Here is an 18,760-nt window from a genome sequence, read left to right on the forward strand (position 1 = left end):
AGGGCGGCGTGGATTGTCAGGATCCGGGCGGCCGGGGTAGAGGTGGGGGTCTCATGGTGAAACGCTTTCGTGTCCTCATCCTCGTGGGCCTCGCCACCCTCGCCGCCGACCAGGTGACCAAGTACCTGGCCGTGGCCCATCTGACGGAGGCGCTCGACGGGCGCACGGGCCTGGCCCGGTTGGAAGGCTTCGTGTCCGAGCAGAACCTGGACAACGATCCGCCGGTGGAGGGGGCGTTCCGCCGCTCGACCCGGCCCTACCGCTTCATCGAGGACTACTGGCACTTCCGCTACGTGGAGAACCCCGGGGCGGCGTGGGGGATGTTCGCCAACCTGCCCGAGGGGGTGCGCCGGCCCTTCTTCCACGGGGTGAGCCTCATCGCGCTCGGCTTCATCCTCTACATGTACCTGAAGCTCACGCCGGAGCAGACCCGGTCGCGCTGGGCGCTGGCGCTCGTCACCGGCGGCGCGCTGGGCAACTTCGTGGATCGGCTCCTGCGCGGCTACGTCATCGACTTCATCGACTGGCACTGGCGCAACCAGCCCGGGATGCGCTGGCCCACCTTCAACGTGGCCGACGCGGCCATCTGCGTGGGGGTGGGACTGCTGCTGCTCGACTCCTTCCAGACGCGCCAGCCCGTGGAATCCGTGACGCCGGGGGGCCAGGTGGTGTAAGCCGCCTGCCGTGCCCCGTAAATACCTTCTCCTGCTGTCGGTGGCGCTTGGCGTCATCGTTCTGGATCAGTGGACGAAGTACCTCGTCGTGCGCGAGCTCACCACGCGCTTCGATGACCGGCCCACGTTGGGCGAGCGGCTGTCGGCGATGTATGGCGATCCGCCCCCGCTGGGCTATGACGGCCTGCACTTCCGGTCCAAGCGGCACATCGAGATCTCCCCCTCGTTCTTCCGCCTGCGCTACGCGGAGAACCCAGGTGCCGCCTGGGGGATGTTCCGCAGCCTGCCGCCCCACATCCGGGGACCGCTCTTCCACGTGGTGAGCCTGGGCGCCGTGGTGTTCATCACCTGGTACTTCAGCAAGCTCAGTGGGAAGGATCCGAAGGAGCGCTGGGCGCTGTGGGGCCTGCCGCTGGTGCTCGGCGGCGCGCTGGGCAACTACATCGACCGGCTCGCCCGGGCCTTCGTCATCGATTTCCTCGAGGCCCATTGGTACGACAAGGCCGCGTGGCCCTCGTTCAACGTGGCCGACTCGGCCATCGTGGTGGGCGTGGGGCTGCTGCTGGTGGATGCCTTCGTGCGCAAGGAGACGCCCGCGGAGCGCAAGTCCGCGGAGCTCGGCTCCTGAGCCGCCGGGCGGCCCTTTTCCTTCCGGATGCCCTGAGCGGCTAGGCTGTCGGGCCGCGCGCTTCCCGAGGCTCCCCCATCATGCTCCCCGTCCTCATCCACTTCACCTTCACCTCGTTCGCCTCGCAGCTCCTGCTGTACGCGGTGGCGCTCGTCGCGGTGGTGTCCATCGCCCGGAATGGCTGGCTCGGCGCCGAGGGGCCCTCGCCCGAGGGGAGTGGGAAGGCCTCGCCGCCCACGTCCGGACAGCGGCTCACGCGCGCGCTCGGCTATGGCGCCGTCGCGGCGGGGCTGGCCTTCGTCGGTCTGCGCTACGCCCTGCCCGCGGACGCCCTCCCCGGAGGCCAGGGCCAGGGCATCCCCGTGCACACCTACGGGTTGCTGCTGGCCGCCGGCTTCCTCACGGCGATGTCGGTGGCGGCGCGGCTGGCCCAGGACGAGTGGCGCTCGATGTCGTGGGTGCCGGACGCGTCCGGGGGCGGCCAGTGGGTGGACACCGAGGGGCCGCGCAAGCGCGAGGCGGTGCTGGACCTGGGCTTCCACGTGCTCGTGGGCGGCCTGGTGGGCAGCCGCGTCCTCTTCGTGCTCGTCAATTGGAAGGACTACGCGCGCGACTGGACGCAGGTGTTCTCGCTGGGCGGCGGGCTCGTGTTCTACGGCGGCCTCATCGGCGCGGCCCTGGCGGCGTGGCTCTTCGCGCGCCGCCACGGCATGGACTTCCTGCGCCTGGCGGACCTGGCCATTCCCACGGTGTCGCTCGGCCAGTGCCTGGGCCGGCTCGGGTGCTTCTCCGCCGGGTGCTGCTGGGGCGATGTCGCCGCGTCCGGCGCGCGCTTCATGGCCCGTTTTCCGGGCGCGGGGCTCGCCCAGGACTTGTTCGGCCGGCTCTCGGGTTCCTCCAGCCTCGCCTTCCAGTCCCAGGCCCAGGATGGACGCTTCGTCCTGCCGGACTCCGGGCTGATCCTCCACTATCCCGTCCCGGGCGCGCTGCGCATCTCCGAGTGGGTCGCCCAGCACGGCACCACCCTGCCGGTCTACCCCACGCAGCTCTACGAGTCCGTCGGGCAGCTCGTGCTCTTCTGTGTGCTCTTGTACGCGCGGCGCTACCGGCGCTTCCACGGGCAGATCTTCGCCCTGTGGCTCATGTGCTACGCGGTGCTGCGCACCACGGTGGAGCTGTTCCGCGGGGACACCGAGCGCGGCACCCTGCACGGCCTGCTCGAGTCGCTTGGCGCGGCGCGTCTGGCCGACGCGGTGCCCCTGGAGGCCTGGTACAACATCTCCACCAGCCAGTTCATCTCGCTGTGCATGTTCACCTTTGGCGCTACTTTGTTGTACCGGCGGATCCGCCAGGCCGGTGAGCTGCCGGGCGTGGGACCGACTCCCAGCCCCGCGTGAGGCTGCGAGGTTGATCGGAAAGCGCGTCTTGGGGACACTCGTGGGTGCCCATGGCGTACGAGTCCGCGAAGTCATCCACGAAGAATCAGGCCACGAAGGTCGGTACCTCGGCCAAGTCCGCCGCCAAGCTGGCCGCCACCAGCGGCGACACGAAGTCCGGCATGCCCACCATGTCGGGCAGCGAGGTGACGTTCCAGGAGTGTGACGCCATCGAGGAGGAGATCGCGGCGCTCAAGGTGGCCTACGAGCACTACTTCCTGGGCACCGAGCGCGTCCCGCCGACGCGGCAGTACGAGGACTTGAAGAAGCGCGTGATGCGGCTCAAGGGCAGCTTCGTGCGCAACACCTCGGCGAAGTTCCGCGTGCAGTCCATCCACGGCAAGTTCGTCACCTACGAGCGGCTGTGGCAGCGCACGATGCAGGAGATCGAGAACGGCACCTACAAGCGGGATGTGGTCAAGGCCCGCCGCCGTGTCGAGAAGAAGGGCTCCGACAGGCCGCGCACCCATGGCTCGCTGGAGCTGCCCGACGATGAGCTGGACGCGCTGGACGGGCCGTCGCTGCCCGTGCGCGGCGTGCCGTCGGTGGCCCCGCTGGTGCCGTCGGTCGCGCCCCTGGTGCCGGCGGTGGCGCCGGTGGCGCCCGCGGTCAAGCCCCTGGTGCCCTCCGTGGCGCCCGTCATTCCGGCCATCGCGCCCCTGGTGCCGGCGGTGGCGCCGGTGGCGCCCGCGGTCAAGCCCCTGGTGCCCTCCGTGGCGCCCGTGGCGGCCCGTCCCGCGGCGCCCCGTGCCGCTCCGCCCGCGGCGCGTCCCGCCGCGTCCGGCTCGAGCGACCTGTCCGATGCCCGGCTCAAGTCCGTGTACGACGCCTACGTGGCGGCCAAGCGCAACAACAAGGAGGACACCTCCAAGATGAACTACGACTCCGTGGCCGCCTCGCTGCGCAAGCAGGTGCCGGAGTTGATGAAGCAGCACAAGGCGAACTCGGTGGAGTTCAAGGTCGTCATCAAGGATGGCAAGGCCGTGCTCAAGGCCGTGCCCAAGTAGGCGCCCGCGCGGATGAACCAGAACCTCGAGTCGCTCAAGGCGCGGGTGAGCGGGCTGTCGGTGATGATCTTCGACATCGACGGCACGCTCACGGACGGACGCATCTTCTGGGTGCCCAACTCGGGCTGGACGCAGATGTACAGCGTGCGCGACGGCATGGGCATCAAGCGGCTGCAGGAGGCGGGCATGGAGGTGGCGGCCATCTCCGGCGGGGACAGCCTCTCGGCGCAGATGCGGATGCAGTCGCTGGGCATCAAGCACGTGCACTTCGGCAGTCAGGACAAGGTGGCGCACTTCGAGACGCTGCTGGAGCTGCTCAAGGTGACGCCGGAGCGATGTGGTTACATGGGGGATGAGCTGGTGGATCTGCCGCTGCTCCAGGCGGTGGGCTTCTCGGCGGCGCCCCCCGAGGCCCCGGACGAGGTGCGTTCCCGGGTGCACTATGTCGCGCAGCGGGCGGCGGGCTTTGGCGCGGCGCGTGAGGTGTGTGAGTTCATCCTCCGACACCGCCGCGTGCCCTGACTTTGTCGGGTGTTGAGCCTTCTCCCCTCCCAAAACGCCCGCCCGTCGCACGAGATGGTTCCCCCCGGGCGCGCGGGTCCCTAGGTTGCGCGCCGCGCGAGGAGCCTCCCGGCCCTCGTGGACGCGAACGGGCATTTGGAACAACCTGAGGTGGGAGAATGGCTGGAGGGACACGGCGCTGGAGGCTCGCGGGGGCGATGATGGTGCTCTGGCTGGCGAGTGGATGCGCGGTCGACTTCCCCCCGGACGAGGCCCAGGCGCGGCTCGCGCTGCTCGAGGAGGATGAGCGGCGCATGGACGCGGCGTTCGACGCCGTGGAGGTCCGGTTGCTGGGCAATCAGGCCCGGATGCACCTGTGGCAGGAGCTGGAGCAGCGGCACGGCCAGGTGTCCGCCATCCAGTGCCAGGTGTCCGACGAGCACCTCCGGGGCATGGCGAACCTGCTGAAGCGGCAGGAGGACAAGGCGCGCGCTCAACGCATGGCGTCAGCGGGCACGGTCCTCTCCTCGGCCTTCCAGGGAGCGATGAGCCGCTAGTCCCCTGGCGGGTGTCGCGCGCGTGACGGAGCGGCTGAATCCGGTTAGAACTCCGGCCCCGTGAGAACCCGGATCACAGCGCTCATCCTCGCCACCGTGACGGGACTCGCGGGCTGTGGCCCCTCCGACTCCGAGGCGTGTCGCCCGGTACCCGTGCGCGATGACCAGGGCCAGGCCTACCGCTGTGTCGCCTCCGAGGATTGTCCCCGTTCCTCGACCATGACGTTGTGCGTGAGGGACATCCCGGGCCCCTTGGAATGCATCCGTTGTCTGAACACCGAGTGTGTCCGCGTCCCGCCGGAGACCTGCTAGTGCGGCGTTCCCTTCTCCTCCTGGCCCTCGTGCTCGCCCCGGGTTGCACCCGGGACGGCGCCACCGATCACCTGCAGCGCGCCCGCGACTCCGTCTACGAGAAGCGTCCCGACGAGGCGCTCGTGGAGTACCGCAAGGCGCTGGATGCGCTGCGTCTGGATGACTCGCCGCAGGCGCCGGTGCTCCGGGCGCGCGCGCTCAAGGGCGCCGCGGACGTGTACTGGCTGGAGCTGCGCAAGGTGAAGGAGGCGGTGAGCGTCTACAAGGAGCTCATCACCCAGTGCCCCGAGTCCCCCGAGGCCCAGGAGTCGCGGGTGGTGCTCGCCGAGCTGCTGCGGGTGCACTTCCGCGACCCCCGCGGCGCGATTGATCAGCTCACCGCCGCGCTCGCGCGCAATCCGCCCCAGGGCGCCGAGCTGCACTACCAGGTGGCCAAGCTGTACTTCGAGCTGCAGGACTACAGCCAGTGCGTGCTGGAGTCGCGCAAGCTGGCCGAGCGCTTCGCCACCAGCGCCTTCGTGGACGACGCGCTCTTCCTGCAGGCCCAGGCGCTGCACATGCAGTCGGTCCAGGGCACCCCGAGCACCGCCGACGTGCAGCGCTTCCGGCAGGAGGCCTCGCTCGCCTACGCGGCCCTGCTCACGCGCTTTGGCGACTCGGAGCTGGCCCCGCACGCCATGTTCGAGGCGGGCAAGCTCAAGGCCGAGGCGGGCGACAACGAGAAGGCCATCGAGATGTGGGTGCAGGCCCTCAAGAGCCACCCGGACCCGGCCATGGTGCAGGACGCCATCGCCCGGGCGCGCCGCCGCCTCGCCGCGACGACGCCGGAGAACATCGGCTCGCGCGTGTCGGCCTTCGCCAAGGTGCCCGCGCGGCCCGCGCGCACCTCGGTGGAGGCGGTGGGCGGCTCGGCCGAGGAAGCCGCGAGGGATCACGGCGACTGAGCTAGCCGGCGACGCCCTCCAGCACGGCCTCGAAGAGGGGCGCGGCCCGGGCGGGGTCATCCGCGTCCGACACGAGCAGCAGGTGGATGCGGCCCGACTCCACGCGCGCGTCCACGCCCTCCAGCTTCACCTTCGCGTCCACGCCGTCGAGGAACACGGGCGTGCCATCCGGCGCGAGCACGCCCACCGCCGAGCCCGTCACCGCGCCATCCGCGTACGCGTCGCGCGTGTCCTCGGCCGCGGCGGTGAAGACGACGCGCCCGTCCGGCAGGGGCGAGGCGTCCGTGAAGGACAGGCGCACCGGGCCCGCGCGGCCCAGCTCCCACCGGCGCACGGTGCGCACCACGTCCGGCAGGGCCGGCCGTCCCGCCTCCAGCGCGCTCAGCACCCGAGCCAGGTCCAGGTCCACCACCGCGTCCGTGCCCGCGTCCCCGTTGCCCCGGTTGAGCAGGCGCAGGCGCGTGCCCGTCACCGCGGCCCCCTCGATGTTGAGCGGCCCCAGCTCCCGCTCGAGCTGCGCGTAGAGGGGCTGGAAGTCCACCTCGCGCACCGCTCCTCCCGGGCTCCCGTCCGCCTCCAGTGGCACCAGCGCGCCCCGCACGCGCACCGGTGTGCTCCCCGAGGGCACCGCCAGCAGCGCTCCCCTGGGCGCCCCGGCCAGTGCTCCCAGCAGGCAGAGCGCCTCGAAGTCCGGCTTGCGCGCCTTGCGCTCGCGGTGCTCGAGCGGCAGCTCCCCCGGTAGCAGTCGCACGAGCGCTCCCGGCTCCTCTCCCTGGAGGGGGAAGGAGGCCAGGGCCAGCGCATCATCCGCGATGACGTGGAGCCATTGCCCCACGCGCACGAGGCCACTCGCGGCGGAGACATGTGCCGCGGCTCCCGGGCTCTCGGGGGCACGCAGGGTGAGGGTCCGGCGTTGGCGGAGGTGGAGCATGGGCGGGGCTTACCCCAACCGTCCCTCACCCGTCCCAGGGAGAGAGCCGGGGCGGGGGACTTCCCCCGGATACCCCCACCCCAGCTCTCGTTCAGCGCTCCGGCCCGGCCTCCGGATGAAGTCGATGGAGGCCGGTTGCTCTCGCTCGACCGCGACGTCCTCATGGACGCGAGGAGCGGGAGAGCCACCAGTGCTGCCCATTCCGATGGCGCGCGCGGGCGGAGTCCCATCCCGGCGTCGCGGAATTTTTCCTTCTGCTTATAACAATGACCGCGAGTGTAAGCGTTGATAATCTGTAAACGATTACACGTTGAGAATCAAGCGATCCACCTGGAGTGAAGAGAGCCGACGGGAGGGGGGCGCGTGGTATGGAGCGCTCATGAACCACTCGCAGAGCAAGGCTCTCTTCTCGCGTGCGCAGGAGCTCATTCCGGGAGGGGTGAACTCGCCGGTGCGCGCCTTTCGTGGAGTTGGTGGCGAGCCCGTCTTCTTCAAGGAGGGGTCGGGCGCGTGGCTGACGGACGTGGACGGCAACCGGTACGTGGACCTGGTGGGCAGTTGGGGTCCGCTCATCCTCGGCCACGCGTGGCCGCCGGTGGTCGCGGCCGTCACCGAGGCGGCGCGCCGGGGCACGACGTTCGGGGCGCCCACGGACGTGGAGGTGCAGTTCGCCGAGCTCATCTGCGCCACGGTGCCGAGCGTGGAGAAGGTGCGGCTGGTGTCCAGCGGCACGGAGGCCACGGTGGCGGCCATCCGGCTGGCGCGGGGCTTCACGGGCCGCGACTACATCCTCAAGTTCGAGGGCTGCTTCCACGGCGCGGGGGACCCCTTCCTGGTGAAGGCGGGCAGCGGCGTGGAGACGCTGGGGCTGCCGGACTCGCCGGGGGTGCCCGCGGCGGTGGCGGGGCTCACGCTGACGGTGCCCTTCAATGACCTGGGGGCGGTGGAGCGGCTGTTCGCCGACCGCGCCAAGGACATCGCCTGCGCCATCATCGAGCCGGTGGTGGGCAACATGGGCGTGCTCATCCCCGAGGAGGGCTATCTCCAGGGGCTCCAGGCGCTGTGCCGGGCGCACGGGGTGCTCTTCGTGCTGGACGAGGTGATGACGGGCTTCCGGCTCGCGCGCGGGGGCGCCCAGGAGGTGTACGGGCTGCGGCCGGACCTGAGCACCTTCGGCAAGGTGGTGGGCGGCGGCATGCCGCTGGCGGCCTACGGCGGGCGGCGCGACGTCATGGCGAAGGTGGCGCCCGAGGGGCCGGTGTACCAGTCCGGCACCCTGTCGGGAAATCCCGTGGCGGTGGCCGCGGGCCTGGCGACGCTCCAGGCCCTGCGCTCGCCGGGCGTGTACGAGCGCCTGGACGCGATTGGCCGGGAGCTGGAGGCGGGTCTGCGCGCGGAGGCGGAGGAGGCGCGCGTGCCCGTCACCATCAACCGTGTGGGCAGCATGATCACCGTCTTCTTCACCGAGGGGCCGGTGTTCGACTACGCGAGCGCGAAGAAGAGCGACACGGCGCGCTACGGCCGCTTCTTCCACCTCATGTTGGAGGAGGGCGTGTACCTGCCGCCCAGCCAGTTCGAGTCCGCCTTCCTGTCGCTGTCCATCAACGAGCCCGAGGTGGCGCACATCCTCCGGGCGGCTCGCCGGGCGTTCCGCGCGCTTGGACAAGGTTCCTGAGCCACAGGCCCAAGGGCCCGTCTCCTTCGGCCCCTATACCCTGGTGCGGCGCATCGGGTACGGGGGCATGGGAGAGGTGTTCCTCGCGCGCGAGGAGGCGCTGGGCCGTGCCTGTGTGGTGAAGAAGGTCCTGCCGGGACTCGCCGGCAACGCGCAGTTCCTCGCCCGCTTCCGGGACGAGGCGCGCGTGGTGCGGCGGCTGTCCCACCCCAACATCGCCCGTGTGTGGGACATGGGTGAGGTGGCCGGTGAGCTCTACCTCGCCATGGAGTACGTGGCCGGCAAGACGCTCAACCGGCTCGCCTGGCGGTTGCGCAAACAGGGCCGGGTGCTGCCCGTGGGGCTCGCCCTGCTCGTGGCCGAGCGCATGTGCCAGGGCCTCGCCCACGCGCACGACGTGACGGACGAGCATGGCCACCCCCTGCACCTGGTGCACCGCGACCTGTCGCCCGCCAACGTGTGCATCTCCTACGCGGGCGAGGTGAAGATCATCGACTTCGGCGCGGCGCAGTCCACGCTCAAGGAGGCCCAGACGGCGCCCAGCGTGGTGATGGGCAGCCTCGCGTACATGGCGCCGGAGCACGCGCGCAAGCAGCGCGTGGACCGGCGCGCGGACGTGTACGCCACGGGGGTGGTGCTCTGGGAACTGCTCTCCTGGCAGCCCCTGGCCCAGCAGGGTGACGTCGTCGAGCGCTGGCGCCGCGCGGCCTACCCCGAGTGGGCTCTCCCCAGCCAGCACCGCGAGGGCCTGTCGCCGCGCGTGGACACGGTGGTGATGAAGGCGCTGGCCACCGAGCCCGAGGCGCGCTTCCAGGACGCCACGGCGTTCGCCCGCGCGCTGCGCTCGGTGCGCGAGGAGGTGTCGCCCGGCCTGGGCGACTCGGACCTGGCGCGGCTGATGAGCGACGCCTTCGCGCGCGAGAAGCGGGTGGAGGATGGCGTGCTCGGCGAGCTCCTCCGGGGCCGCTCCTCCCTGCGCCGTCCCCTCACCGAGAAGGAACTGCCCGCCTTCGCGCCCCCCACCGCGCTCGCCTTCGAGCACCGCGCGCTCGACGCGCCCGCGGACTTCCTGCCCTCCTCGGCGGTGACCCTGGTGGAGGAGACCCGGCCGCCCCTCGCCCACTCGCCCACCTCGCGCGAGGTGCGCGTGGCCTTCGACGTGGACCTCACCACGCACGAGTCTGAGGTGGCGCGGCGCGACGAGGGCTCCGGGCTGGTGCGCGCCGTCGTGGAGGAAGACGGGGACGAGGTGCTTCCCGCCGCCCCGGCCGCTCCGTCCTGGACGGGCTGGCGCGCCGGGGTGCTGTTCCTCGCCGCGCTCGTGCTGGGTTTCCTCCTGGTGTGGCTGCTGGCCTGAAACCCCGTCGCCGCGTGCGTGCCGCTCCTCCAGGGAAGCGGGGAATGGCCCGTCTGCTCCCGGGGGTTATTGGGCATTGAACAGTCGTCTCCGGGCCTTCCGGCGCCCGGTTCGTGGCTGGCTCGTGGTGCGACCCCTTGTGGTACAGGCTGCTCGTCAGGAGGAGTTTGTTGACCAACCGCATCCACGAGATCCTCAAGAACCACTCGTCCGAGCTGTTGACGGAATGGTTTTCCAACCTGTCCAACAGCGGTGTTCGGCGCGATGCCCTGATGAAGGAAGGCGAGCTGCGTGAGCAGTGCGCGGAGTTCCTCCGCCTGCTCACGCAAGCCACCCAGAACGGCAACGTCGCCGACATCAATGCCTCGGCGTTCACGCCCGTGCGCGAGCAGCTCGAGCGGCTGTCGCGCTCGCGCAGCCTCCAGGGCTTCTCCCCCTCGGAGACGGCCACCTTCATCTTCAGCTTCAAGCAGCCCCTGTTCGACCGGCTGCGCCGCGAGTCCGCCAGCCAGCCGCAGCAGGTGGCCGAGGAGATGTGGACCGCCACGCAGCTGCTGGACAAGCTCGGCCTGTTCACCACCGAGGTGCACCAGCGCACGCGCGAGGAGGTCATCATGCGCCAGCAGCAGGAGATGCTGGAGCTGTCCACCCCCGTGGTGCAGCTGTGGGATCGCATCGTGGCCCTGCCGCTCATCGGCACGCTGGACAGCGGGCGCACCCAGACGGTGATGGAGACGCTCCTGCAGCGCATCGTGGAGACGGGCGCGGAGATCGCCATCATCGACATCACCGGCGTGCCCACCGTGGACACGCTCACCGCGCAGCACCTCATCAAGACCGTCACCGCCACGCGCCTCATGGGCGCCGAGTGCGTCATCAGCGGTATCCGGCCGCAGATCGCCCAGACCATCGTCCACCTGGGCGTGGACCTGTCCGGCGTGGTGACCAAGTCGAGCCTCGCGGGAGCCTTCCGCTGGGCCCTGCGGCGCCTCAACCAGAACGTCCAGGCCCCCGGCTCCCAGGCCCCGGGCAAGGTCTAGGGGGGCCCCAGCTCATGGAGCGTATTTCCATCCTCCGCATGGGGCAGGTGCTGATCGTCACCATCCAGATGGACATGCACGATCAGGTCGCCGTCAACCTCCAGGACGACCTCACGTCGAAGATCGTCGAGACGGGCGCGCGCGGCGTGCTCATCGACATCTCCTCGCTCGAGGTGGTGGACTCCTTCATCGGCCGCATCCTGGGCAACATCGCGACCATGTCGCGGGTGCTGGACGCCCAGACTGTCGTGGTGGGCATGCAGCCCGCGGTGGCCATCACCCTGGTGGAGCTGGGCATGTCCCTGCCCGGCATCCGCACCGCCCTCAACATCGAGAAGGGAATGGCGCTCCTACGGGCTTCCATGGAGGAGGACGAGGCTCGAATCGAGGTCTCGGATGATTATCTTGAGGAGTGACACCATGCCCATCCGCTCCTCCCAGGACCTGGTGCTCGTGCGCCAGGCGGTCCGTACCTGGTCGGCTGAACTGAAGTTCAGCCTCGTGGAGCAGACGAAGATGGTGACGGCGGCCAGTGAGCTGGCGCGCAACACCCTGGATTACGGGGGGGGAGGCAACGTCACCCTGCAACAGGTCCAGGATGGAATCCGGCGCGGTCTGCGGTTGTCTTTCGAAGATCAAGGGCCAGGGATTCCCGATGTCGAACTGGCGCTGCGTGATGGCTACACGTCGGGAGGCGGTATGGGACTCGGGTTGGGTGGCTCCAAGCGGCTGGTGAATGATTTCGAGATCGTCAGCAAGGTGGGGGAGGGGACACGGGTCACGGTGACGCGATGGAAGTGAGCACCACGGCGCTCGCCGTCACGGAGAGCAGCCAGGCGGGACACGCCCGCCGGACGGCCGCCGCGCTCGCTTCCAAGCTGGGCTTCAACGAGGAGGCCCAGGGCAAGGTGGCGCTCGTGGCGAGCGAGGCCGCCAAGAACCTCGTGGCCCATGCTCGCGAGGGCCAACTCCTCTTGCGCACCCTGCATGCCGGCTCCCACGTGGGCGTGGAGCTGCTCGCGCTCGACAAGGGGCCCGGCATGGCGGACGTGGACCGCTGCATGCGCGATGGCTACACCACCGCCGGCACGGGGGGCTCGGGACTGGGCGCCATCCGGCGCATGTCCTCCGTCTTCGACATCTACTCCCAGCCTGGCGTGGGCACGGCGCTGCTCGCCCAGCTCTGGTTGAGCAAGCCGCCGCGCGCCGAGGTGGAAGTGGGCGCGGTATGTGTGCCGATGCGGGGCGAGGAGGTGTGTGGGGATGCCTGGAGCCTGGACACCAAGGACGGCCGCTCCGTGTTCCTCGTCGCCGATGGCCTGGGCCATGGGCCCGAGGCGGCCCGCGCCTCGCGCGCCGCGGTGGTCTCCTTCCTCGAACAGGGCACGTCGGACGTGACCGCGCTGCTCAAGGGCGCCCATGGGGAGCTGCACAGCACCCGGGGCGCGGCGGTGGCGCTGGCCTCCCTGCGTCCCGGGGACGCGCGGCTCGACTTCGCCGGGGTGGGCAACATCTCCGCCTCCGTGCTCTCGCCCCAGGGCGGCGTGCAGCGCATGGTGTCCATGAATGGAACGTTGGGCCATCAGATGCACCGCGTGCAGTCGTTCGCCTATACGTGGAGCCCGGACTCGGTGCTGGTGATGTGCTCGGATGGTCTGCTCACCCAGTGGCGGGTGGATGGCTCCCCCGGGCTGCTCCACCGGCACCCCTCCCTGGTGGCGGGCGTGCTCTACCGGGATTTCTGCCGGGGACGGGATGACGTGACGGTGCTGGTGGCCCGAGAGACCGCGCGGAGCGTTCCGTGAGTGTTTCCCTCTTTCAATCCGAGCTGCGCACCGGGCAGGACGTGGTGAACACCCGGCAGCGGGGCCGCCATATCGCCCAGGTGCTCGGGTTCGAGGGACAGGATCAGGTGCGCATCGCCACGGCCATCTCCGAGGTGGCCCGGCTCGCGGCCTCCCAGGCCAATGGCCACATCGAGTTCCTCCTGGAGGAGACGCAGTCGCCCTCGCTGCTCGTGCGCGTGCGGGCTCCGGTGTCGACTCCGGGGCTCATGTCGGGGGTGCCCCCGGCGGCGCCCCGGCCCGGCCCCGCGCTCGCCCCCGCGCAGCGCTTGATGGACCGGGTGTCGTTGCACCTGGAGGGAGAGGGCTGGCTGGTGCTGGAGCTGGCCCATCGCCTGCCGCGTGCCGCGCCCCCCTCGCACATGTTGCAGTCGCTGCGCTCCGAGCTGGAGCGGCAGCGGCGCTCCAACGCCGTGGACGAGCTGTCGCGGCAGAACGAGGAGCTCCTGCGCACGCTGGAGGAACTCCAGGCGCGCAAGGCCGAGGTGGAGCGGCTCAACCGGGAGCTGGAGGAGACCAACCGCGGCGTCGTGGCGCTCTACGCCGAGTTGGAGGAGAAGGCCGAGGCGCTGCGCCGCGCCTCGGACATGAAGACGCGCTTCATCTCCAACGTGAGCCACGAGCTGCGCACGCCCATCAGCTCCGTCGTCAACCTGTCGCGGCTCTTGCTGGACCGGCTGGACGGGCCGCTCAACGACGAGCAGGAGAAGCAGGTCACCTTCATCCGCAAGTCCGGCGAGGCCCTGCAGGAGCTCATCGATGATCTGCTGGACCTGGCGAAGATCGAGTCCGGCCGCTCCGAGGTGCTCCCCACGCGCTTCTCCGTGGGGGAGCTGTTCGGTTCGCTGCGCGGGATGCTGCGCCCCCTGAAGGTGAACGAGGGCGTGGCGCTCGTCTTCGACGAGCCCGTGCGAGTGCCGGAGCTGCACACCGACGAGCGCAAGCTGTCGCAGATCCTCCGCAACCTCGTCTCCAACGCCCTCAAGTTCACCCAGCGGGGCGAGGTGCGGGTGTCGGTGGTGGCCGGCCCTCGCGGCATGGTGGAGTTCGTGGTGCGCGACACCGGCGTGGGCATCGCGCCCGAGGACCAGGAGCGCATCTTCGAGGAGTTCGTGCAGGTGGAGGGTCCGCACCAGCAGGGCGTCAAGGGCACGGGGCTCGGCCTGCCCCTGTCGCGGCGCCTGGCGGAGCTGTTGGGGGGCTCGCTCACCGTGGAGAGCCAGAAGGGCCAGGGCAGCACCTTCCGGGCCCGGGTGGCGCTCGACTACACCCAGCGGCAGAAGTCCCTGGTGGATGACGAGCCGTTGGAGCCCGAGGAACCGCGGGACGCATCGCGCCCGCGCACCGTGCTGCTCGTGGACGATGACGAGGTGGTGCGCTACCTGCTCAAGCGCCTGCTCGCCGACGCCTCGCTGCAGTTCCGCGAGGCCACCACGGGCGTGGAGGGCGTGCGTCTGGCCAACCAGCTCCACCCCTCCGCCATCGTGTTGGACCTGTCGTTGCCGGGGATGGATGGCTTCGAGGTCCTGGAGACGTTGCGGCGCGAGCGCACCACGCGCGACATCCCCGTCATCATCCACACCAGCCGTTCCCTGACCGAGCAGGAGCGTGGACGCCTGCTCCCCCACGTGCTGGGTATCCTCTCCAAGAGTGGACTCACCCGGGACGCCGCGTTCGACCTTCTGCAACGTGCCCTGTCCGGCCCGGAACGGCGGTCCTGACGCCCATCTTGGAGATCGCCTCGTGCCTCACCGCGAACCCATCCTGCTCAACATCAACGACAATGAAGCGAATAGGTACGCGGTGTCGCGCATCCTGCGCGCGTCGGGCTTCCAGGTCGCCGAGGGGGGCACGGGCGCCGAGGCGCTCCAACTCGCCGCCGAGCTGCGCCCGGACCTCATCATCCTCGACGTGAAGCTGCCGGACATCAATGGCATCGAGGTGTGCCGGCGGCTCAAGTCGGATCCCCACACGTCCAACATCGTCGTGATGCACCTGTCGGCCAACTACATCCGCACCGAGAACAAGGTGGAGGGGTTGGAGAGCGGCGCGGATGGCTACCTGACGCAGCCGGTGGACACCGCGGAGCTGCTGGCCACGGTGCGCTCGCTGTTGCGCCTGCGCCGGGCCGAGGAGGACGCGCGCCGCGCGGCCGTGCAGTGGAAGACGACCTTCGACTCGCTGGGCGATGGCGTGTGTCTGCTGGATGGACAGGGCCGGGTGATGCGCGCCAACCGCTCCTTCGTGTCGCTGTTCGGCGGGAGCGAGCAGGCGGTGCTCGGCCGGTCCTTCGCGGCGCTGCTGCGCGAGGCGGCGGGCGGCGAGGAGGCGCTGCCCGCGAGTTGTGGCGAGGCGCTGGACTGCCGCGAGGAGGCCACGGTGTGCCTGGGCTCGCGCTGGTACCGCGTGGCGGCCAACCCCGTGGAGGGCGATGGGGGCGGGGTGGCGGGCGCGGTGCGCATCCTCACGGACATCACGCCCCACCGGCAGCTCCAGGAGGAGCTGCGGCGGCGCGCGGCGGAGCTGGCGGAGGCGGACCGGCGCAAGGACGAGTTCCTCGCGATGCTGGCGCACGAGCTGCGCAATCCCCTGGCCGCCATCGTCAACTCCCTGCACCTGGCCGAGGCCACCCAGCCCCAGGGCGCCGAGTCCCGGGCCATGCGCGTGCTGACTCGGCAGAGCCAGCACATGGCGCGCATGGTGGATGATCTGCTGGACGTGTCGCGCTTCAACCGCGGCCACATCGAGCTGCGGCGCGCGCTGGTGGACCTGCGCCAGGTGGTGCAGCACGGCGTGGAGGCGCGCCGTCAGTCGCTCCTGGACAAGGGGCTGCACCTGGAGCTGACGCTGCCGCCCGAGGCGCTGTGGCTGGAGGGAGATGCCACGCGGCTGGAGCAGGTGGTGTCCAACCTGCTGGACAACGCGCGCAAGTACACCCCGGTGGGTGGCCACGTCTTCGTCGGCGTGACGGTGGAGCCGCGGGGCCCGGAGCGCCAGGTGGTGCTGCGCGTGAAGGACACGGGCATCGGCATGAGTTCGGAGCTCCAGGCGCGGGTGTTCGAGCTCTTCGTGCAGGGCGAGCAGCAGTTGGATCGCTCCCGTGGGGGCCTGGGCATCGGGTTGACCCTGGTGCGGCGGCTCGTGGAGCTGCATGGGGGCCATGTCCGGGCGTTCAGCGAGGGCGAGGGCAAGGGCAGCGAACTCGTGGTGACCCTGCCGCTGACGGCGCAGGCGGTGGCCTCCACGCCCGCCGAGGCGCGGATCGCTCCCCCCGAGGCGGGCGCGGCGCGGCGGGTGTTGCTGGTGGAGGACAACGAGGACACGCGCGAGGTGCTGCGCGAGCTGCTGGAGATGTGGGGCCACGAGGTGGCGGTGGCCGAGGACGGCTTCCGGGGCGTGGAGCGCTTCCCCGCGCTGCGGCCGCACGTGGCCCTGGTGGACCTGGGCCTGCCGGGCATGGACGGGTTCCAGGTGGCGCGGAAGATCCGCGAGAGCGAGGGCGGCCAGGACGTCTACCTCGTGGCGCTCACGGGCTACAGCGGCGAGCACCGTTCACGCGCGGTGGAAGCGGGCTTCGACCTGCACGTGGTGAAGCCGGTGAAACCGGACGAACTGGAGCGGCTGCTCAACCAGCTCCCGGCGCGCAAGCCCAGGGCCTAGCCCCGCGCGATTGGCCATGCCCCCCACGGCCCGACCTGCGCTATGTGGGGGACCATGGCGATCGAGACGGAATCGGGAGTGACGCTCCCCTTCGAACGTTTCTGGGATTGGATCCTGGACCACACCAACTGCCTCCTCAGTGTCGGCACGGAGGAGTCCTGGCTGTACGACACCGAGGCGCTCCACTGGGTGCTGTTCTCGGAGGACAACGGCACGCCCGTGGTGCAGCTCATCATGGGCAAGCGCCTGGTGGGCGAGATGGTGCTCGACACCACGGACCTGATGCACGTGCAGGTGCTGGCGGATCCGGAGAACGTGGACCGGGGCTACTTCCTCTTCAAGGTGCTCGGTGGGACCAAGTCCGCGCCGCGCGTGCGCTACACCTTCCAGCTCACCCACGGGCTGGAGAACATGCCCACCCAGCACGTGGCCGGGCTCAAGCACTGACGCGCTTGACGCGGGGCCCCGGGTGCTGACCCGGAGCCCCCGAGCGGCTCACTTCTTCGTGGGCTTGTTGATGTTGGCGAAGAAGTCGTTGCCCTTGTCGTCCACGACGATGAAGGCGGGGAAGTCCACCACCTCGATCTTCCAGACGGCCTCCATGCCCAGCTCGGGGTACTCGAGCACCTCCACCTTGGTGATGCAGTCCTTGGCCAGCCGCGCCGCGGGGCCGCCAATGGAGCCCAGGTAGAAGCCCCCGTGCTTCTTGCAGGCCTCGGTGACGGCGGGCGAGCGGTTGCCCTTGGCGAGCATCACGTAGCTGCCCCCCTCCGCCTGGAACTGGTCCACGTAGGCGTCCATGCGGCCCGCCGTCGTGGGGCCGAACGAGCCCGAGGCGTACCCTTCCGGCGTCTTCGCCGGGCCCGCGTAGTACACCATGTAGTCCTTGAGGTACTGGGGCATGCCCTCGCCCTTGTCCAGCCGCTCCTTGAGCTTCGCGTGGGCGATGTCGCGCGCCACCACCATGGGGCCGGAGAGCGACAGGCGCGTCTTGATGGGGTAGCGCGACAGCTCGGCGCGGATGTCCGCCATGGGGCGGCGCAGGTCGATCTTCACCACCTCGCCGGACAGGTCCGCGTCCGCCGTCTCCGGCAGGTACTTCGCCGGATCCGTCTCGAGCTGCTCGAGGAAGACGCCCTCGCGGGTGATCTTCCCGAGCGCTTGCCGGTCCGCCGAGCACGACACGGCGATGGCCACCGGGCAGGACGCGCCGTGGCGGGGCAGGCGGATGACGCGCACGTCATGGCAGAAGTACTTGCCGCCGAACTGGGCGCCGATGCCCGTGCGCTGGGTGAGCTTGAGCACCTCCTGCTCCAGCGCCACGTCGCGGAAGCCCCGGCCGAGCGCGTTGCCCTCGGTGGGCAGCGTGTCCAGGTAGCGCGCCGAGGCGTACTTGGCCGTCTTGAGCGCGAACTCGGCCGAGGTGCCACCCACCACGATGGCCAGGTGGTAGGGCGGGCACGCCGCGGTGCCCAGCGAGCGGATCTTCGCGTCGAGGAAGGACAAGAGGCTCTGCGGGTTGAGCAGCGCCTTGGTCTCCTGGAAGAGGTAGCTCTTGTTGGCCGAGCCGCCCCCCTTGGCCATGAAGAGGAACTTGTAGGCGTCGCCGTCGGTCGCGTACAGCTCGATCTGCGCGGGGAGGTTGTTGCCGGTGTTGACCTCCTTGTACATGTCGAGCGCGGCCATCTGCGAGTAGCGCAGGTTGGCGGTGCGGTACGTGTCGAACACGCCCCGGGCGATGGCCGTCTCGTCGCCGCCCTGGGTGAGCACGTACTGGCCCTTCTTGCCCATCACGATGGCGGTGCCGGTGTCCTGGCAGGAGGGCAGCACGCCGCCCGCGGCGATGTTGGCGTTCTTGAGCAGCTCCACCGCCACGAAGCGGTCATTGGGCGAGGCCTCGGGATCCTTGAGGATGTTCGCGAGCTGCTGGAGGTGGCCGGGCCGCAAGAGGTGCGAGATATCGCGCATGGCCTCGCGGGTGAGGAGCGTGAGCGCCTCGGGGGCCACCTGGACGAAGCTCTTGCCCCCGGCCTCGAAGGTGGAGACGCCGTCCTGGGTGAGCAGCCGGTAGGGCGTCTCGTCCTTGCCGAGCGGAAGCATGTCCTGGAACTGGAAGTCGTTCATCGTGGGCCTTCTCCAAGATGGGGGGCGGGGCCGCGGGGGCCCGGGTTGCCATGCCCTGATTGTCCACCGG

General features: G+C 70.3%; 18 protein-coding genes. 16 read left to right on the forward strand and 2 right to left on the reverse strand.

Annotated features, from left to right (window positions below):
- Positions 1–53: 53 nt before the first annotated feature.
- The 7 genes from lspA (F0U63_RS03220) (at position 54) to F0U63_RS03250 (ending at position 6,059) form a co-directional block, all read left to right on the forward strand.
- Complete coding sequence (gene lspA, locus F0U63_RS03220) at positions 54–674, forward strand: signal peptidase II (RefSeq protein WP_395843571.1); 621 nt, start codon at positions 54–56, stop codon at positions 672–674.
- A 10-nt stretch (positions 675–684) separates the two neighbouring features.
- Positions 685–1,302: a signal peptidase II gene (lspA, locus tag F0U63_RS03225; protein ID WP_395843573.1), complete on the forward strand. Its 618-nt coding sequence runs from the start codon at positions 685–687 to the stop codon at positions 1,300–1,302.
- Positions 1,303–1,382: 80 nt separating this feature from the next.
- Positions 1,383–2,699 (forward strand): prolipoprotein diacylglyceryl transferase, encoded by a 1,317-nt coding sequence (locus F0U63_RS03230; RefSeq protein ID WP_395843575.1) that lies wholly within the window; start codon positions 1,383–1,385, stop codon positions 2,697–2,699.
- Positions 2,700–2,749: 50 nt separating this feature from the next.
- Positions 2,750–3,745: an MXAN_5187 C-terminal domain-containing protein gene (locus tag F0U63_RS03235; RefSeq protein ID WP_395843577.1), complete on the forward strand. Its 996-nt coding sequence runs from the start codon at positions 2,750–2,752 to the stop codon at positions 3,743–3,745.
- Positions 3,746–3,757: 12 nt separating this feature from the next.
- Positions 3,758–4,267, forward strand: a complete 510-nt coding sequence (locus F0U63_RS03240; protein WP_395843579.1) for a KdsC family phosphatase — start codon at positions 3,758–3,760, stop codon at positions 4,265–4,267.
- Between the two features lie 158 nt (positions 4,268–4,425).
- On the forward strand, positions 4,426–4,803 hold the full coding sequence (locus F0U63_RS03245; protein WP_395843581.1) for a hypothetical protein: 378 nt from the start codon (positions 4,426–4,428) through the stop codon (positions 4,801–4,803).
- 311 nt (positions 4,804–5,114) lie between these two features.
- Entirely contained in the window at positions 5,115–6,059 is a 945-nt protein-coding gene (locus tag F0U63_RS03250; RefSeq protein WP_395843583.1) for a tol-pal system YbgF family protein, read from the forward strand.
- A gap of 1 nt (position 6,060) precedes the next feature.
- Here F0U63_RS03250 and F0U63_RS03255 read toward each other — a convergent pair whose 3' ends face one another.
- The gene (locus tag F0U63_RS03255; RefSeq protein ID WP_395843585.1) at positions 6,061–6,990 is read right to left on the reverse strand and encodes a DUF6929 family protein; all 930 of its coding nucleotides are present in this window, start codon (positions 6,988–6,990) and stop codon (positions 6,061–6,063) included.
- Between the two features lie 379 nt (positions 6,991–7,369).
- Here F0U63_RS03255 and hemL point away from each other — a divergent pair, with 379 nt between their 5' ends.
- The 9 genes from hemL to F0U63_RS03300 all read left to right on the forward strand — a co-directional run bounded on the left by hemL (position 7,370) and on the right by F0U63_RS03300 (position 17,013).
- Positions 7,370–8,665 (forward strand): glutamate-1-semialdehyde 2,1-aminomutase, encoded by a 1,296-nt coding sequence (gene hemL / locus F0U63_RS03260; RefSeq protein ID WP_395843587.1) that lies wholly within the window; start codon positions 7,370–7,372, stop codon positions 8,663–8,665.
- A complete protein-coding gene (locus F0U63_RS03265) occupies positions 8,649–10,022 on the forward strand; it encodes a serine/threonine-protein kinase (protein ID WP_395843589.1) in 1,374 nt (457 codons plus the stop codon). The genes hemL and F0U63_RS03265 overlap by 17 nt, the downstream gene beginning before the upstream one ends.
- 170 nt (positions 10,023–10,192) lie before the next feature.
- Positions 10,193–11,062 carry an STAS domain-containing protein gene (locus F0U63_RS03270; protein WP_395843591.1) on the forward strand — a complete coding sequence of 290 codons (870 nt, stop codon included), beginning with the start codon at positions 10,193–10,195 and terminating at the stop codon, positions 11,060–11,062.
- A gap of 14 nt (positions 11,063–11,076) precedes the next feature.
- Positions 11,077–11,478: an STAS domain-containing protein gene (locus tag F0U63_RS03275; protein ID WP_395843593.1), complete on the forward strand. Its 402-nt coding sequence runs from the start codon at positions 11,077–11,079 to the stop codon at positions 11,476–11,478.
- Between the two features lie 4 nt (positions 11,479–11,482).
- Positions 11,483–11,863 carry an anti-sigma regulatory factor gene (locus F0U63_RS03280; protein WP_395843595.1) on the forward strand — a complete coding sequence of 127 codons (381 nt, stop codon included), beginning with the start codon at positions 11,483–11,485 and terminating at the stop codon, positions 11,861–11,863.
- Entirely contained in the window at positions 11,854–12,867 is a 1,014-nt protein-coding gene (locus F0U63_RS03285) for an ATP-binding SpoIIE family protein phosphatase (protein WP_395843597.1), read from the forward strand. Before F0U63_RS03280 ends, F0U63_RS03285 begins: the two co-directional genes overlap by 10 nt.
- Positions 12,864–14,627, forward strand: coding sequence for an ATP-binding protein (locus tag F0U63_RS03290; protein ID WP_395843599.1), 1,764 nt, complete (start codon positions 12,864–12,866; stop codon positions 14,625–14,627). The genes F0U63_RS03285 and F0U63_RS03290 overlap by 4 nt, the downstream gene beginning before the upstream one ends.
- A 22-nt stretch (positions 14,628–14,649) precedes the next feature.
- On the forward strand, positions 14,650–16,566 hold the full coding sequence (locus F0U63_RS03295; protein ID WP_395843601.1) for a response regulator: 1,917 nt from the start codon (positions 14,650–14,652) through the stop codon (positions 16,564–16,566).
- Between the two features lie 54 nt (positions 16,567–16,620).
- On the forward strand, positions 16,621–17,013 hold the full coding sequence (locus F0U63_RS03300) for a hypothetical protein (protein ID WP_002624703.1): 393 nt from the start codon (positions 16,621–16,623) through the stop codon (positions 17,011–17,013).
- 48 nt (positions 17,014–17,061) lie between these two features.
- Here the strand turns inward: F0U63_RS03300 and F0U63_RS03305 are convergent, their stop codons facing one another.
- Entirely contained in the window at positions 17,062–18,690 is a 1,629-nt protein-coding gene (locus F0U63_RS03305) for a fumarate hydratase (protein ID WP_395843603.1), read from the reverse strand.
- Between the last annotated feature and the right edge of the window lie 70 nt (positions 18,691–18,760).

It is taken from the genome of Cystobacter fuscus (genome assembly GCF_044360685.1).
Lineage (GTDB): Bacteria > Myxococcota > Myxococcia > Myxococcales > Myxococcaceae > Cystobacter > Cystobacter fuscus_C.

Coding starts and splice junctions, on each gene's coding strand:
- lspA (WP_395843571.1), top strand. CDS start 54: ATGGTGAAACGCTTTCGTGTCCTCATCCTCGTGGGCCTCGCCACCCTC.
- F0U63_RS03230 (WP_395843575.1), top strand. CDS start 1,383: ATGCTCCCCGTCCTCATCCACTTCACCTTCACCTCGTTCGCCTCGCAG.
- F0U63_RS03235 (WP_395843577.1), top strand. CDS start 2,750: ATGGCGTACGAGTCCGCGAAGTCATCCACGAAGAATCAGGCCACGAAG.
- F0U63_RS03240 (WP_395843579.1), top strand. CDS start 3,758: ATGAACCAGAACCTCGAGTCGCTCAAGGCGCGGGTGAGCGGGCTGTCG.
- F0U63_RS03245 (WP_395843581.1), top strand. CDS start 4,426: ATGGCTGGAGGGACACGGCGCTGGAGGCTCGCGGGGGCGATGATGGTG.
- F0U63_RS03255 (WP_395843585.1), bottom strand. CDS start 6,990: ATGCTCCACCTCCGCCAACGCCGGACCCTCACCCTGCGTGCCCCCGAG.
- hemL (WP_395843587.1), top strand. CDS start 7,370: ATGAACCACTCGCAGAGCAAGGCTCTCTTCTCGCGTGCGCAGGAGCTC.
- F0U63_RS03275 (WP_395843593.1), top strand. CDS start 11,077: ATGGAGCGTATTTCCATCCTCCGCATGGGGCAGGTGCTGATCGTCACC.
- F0U63_RS03280 (WP_395843595.1), top strand. CDS start 11,483: ATGCCCATCCGCTCCTCCCAGGACCTGGTGCTCGTGCGCCAGGCGGTC.
- F0U63_RS03285 (WP_395843597.1), top strand. CDS start 11,854: ATGGAAGTGAGCACCACGGCGCTCGCCGTCACGGAGAGCAGCCAGGCG.
- F0U63_RS03300 (WP_002624703.1), top strand. CDS start 16,621: ATGGCGATCGAGACGGAATCGGGAGTGACGCTCCCCTTCGAACGTTTC.
- F0U63_RS03305 (WP_395843603.1), bottom strand. CDS start 18,690: ATGAACGACTTCCAGTTCCAGGACATGCTTCCGCTCGGCAAGGACGAG.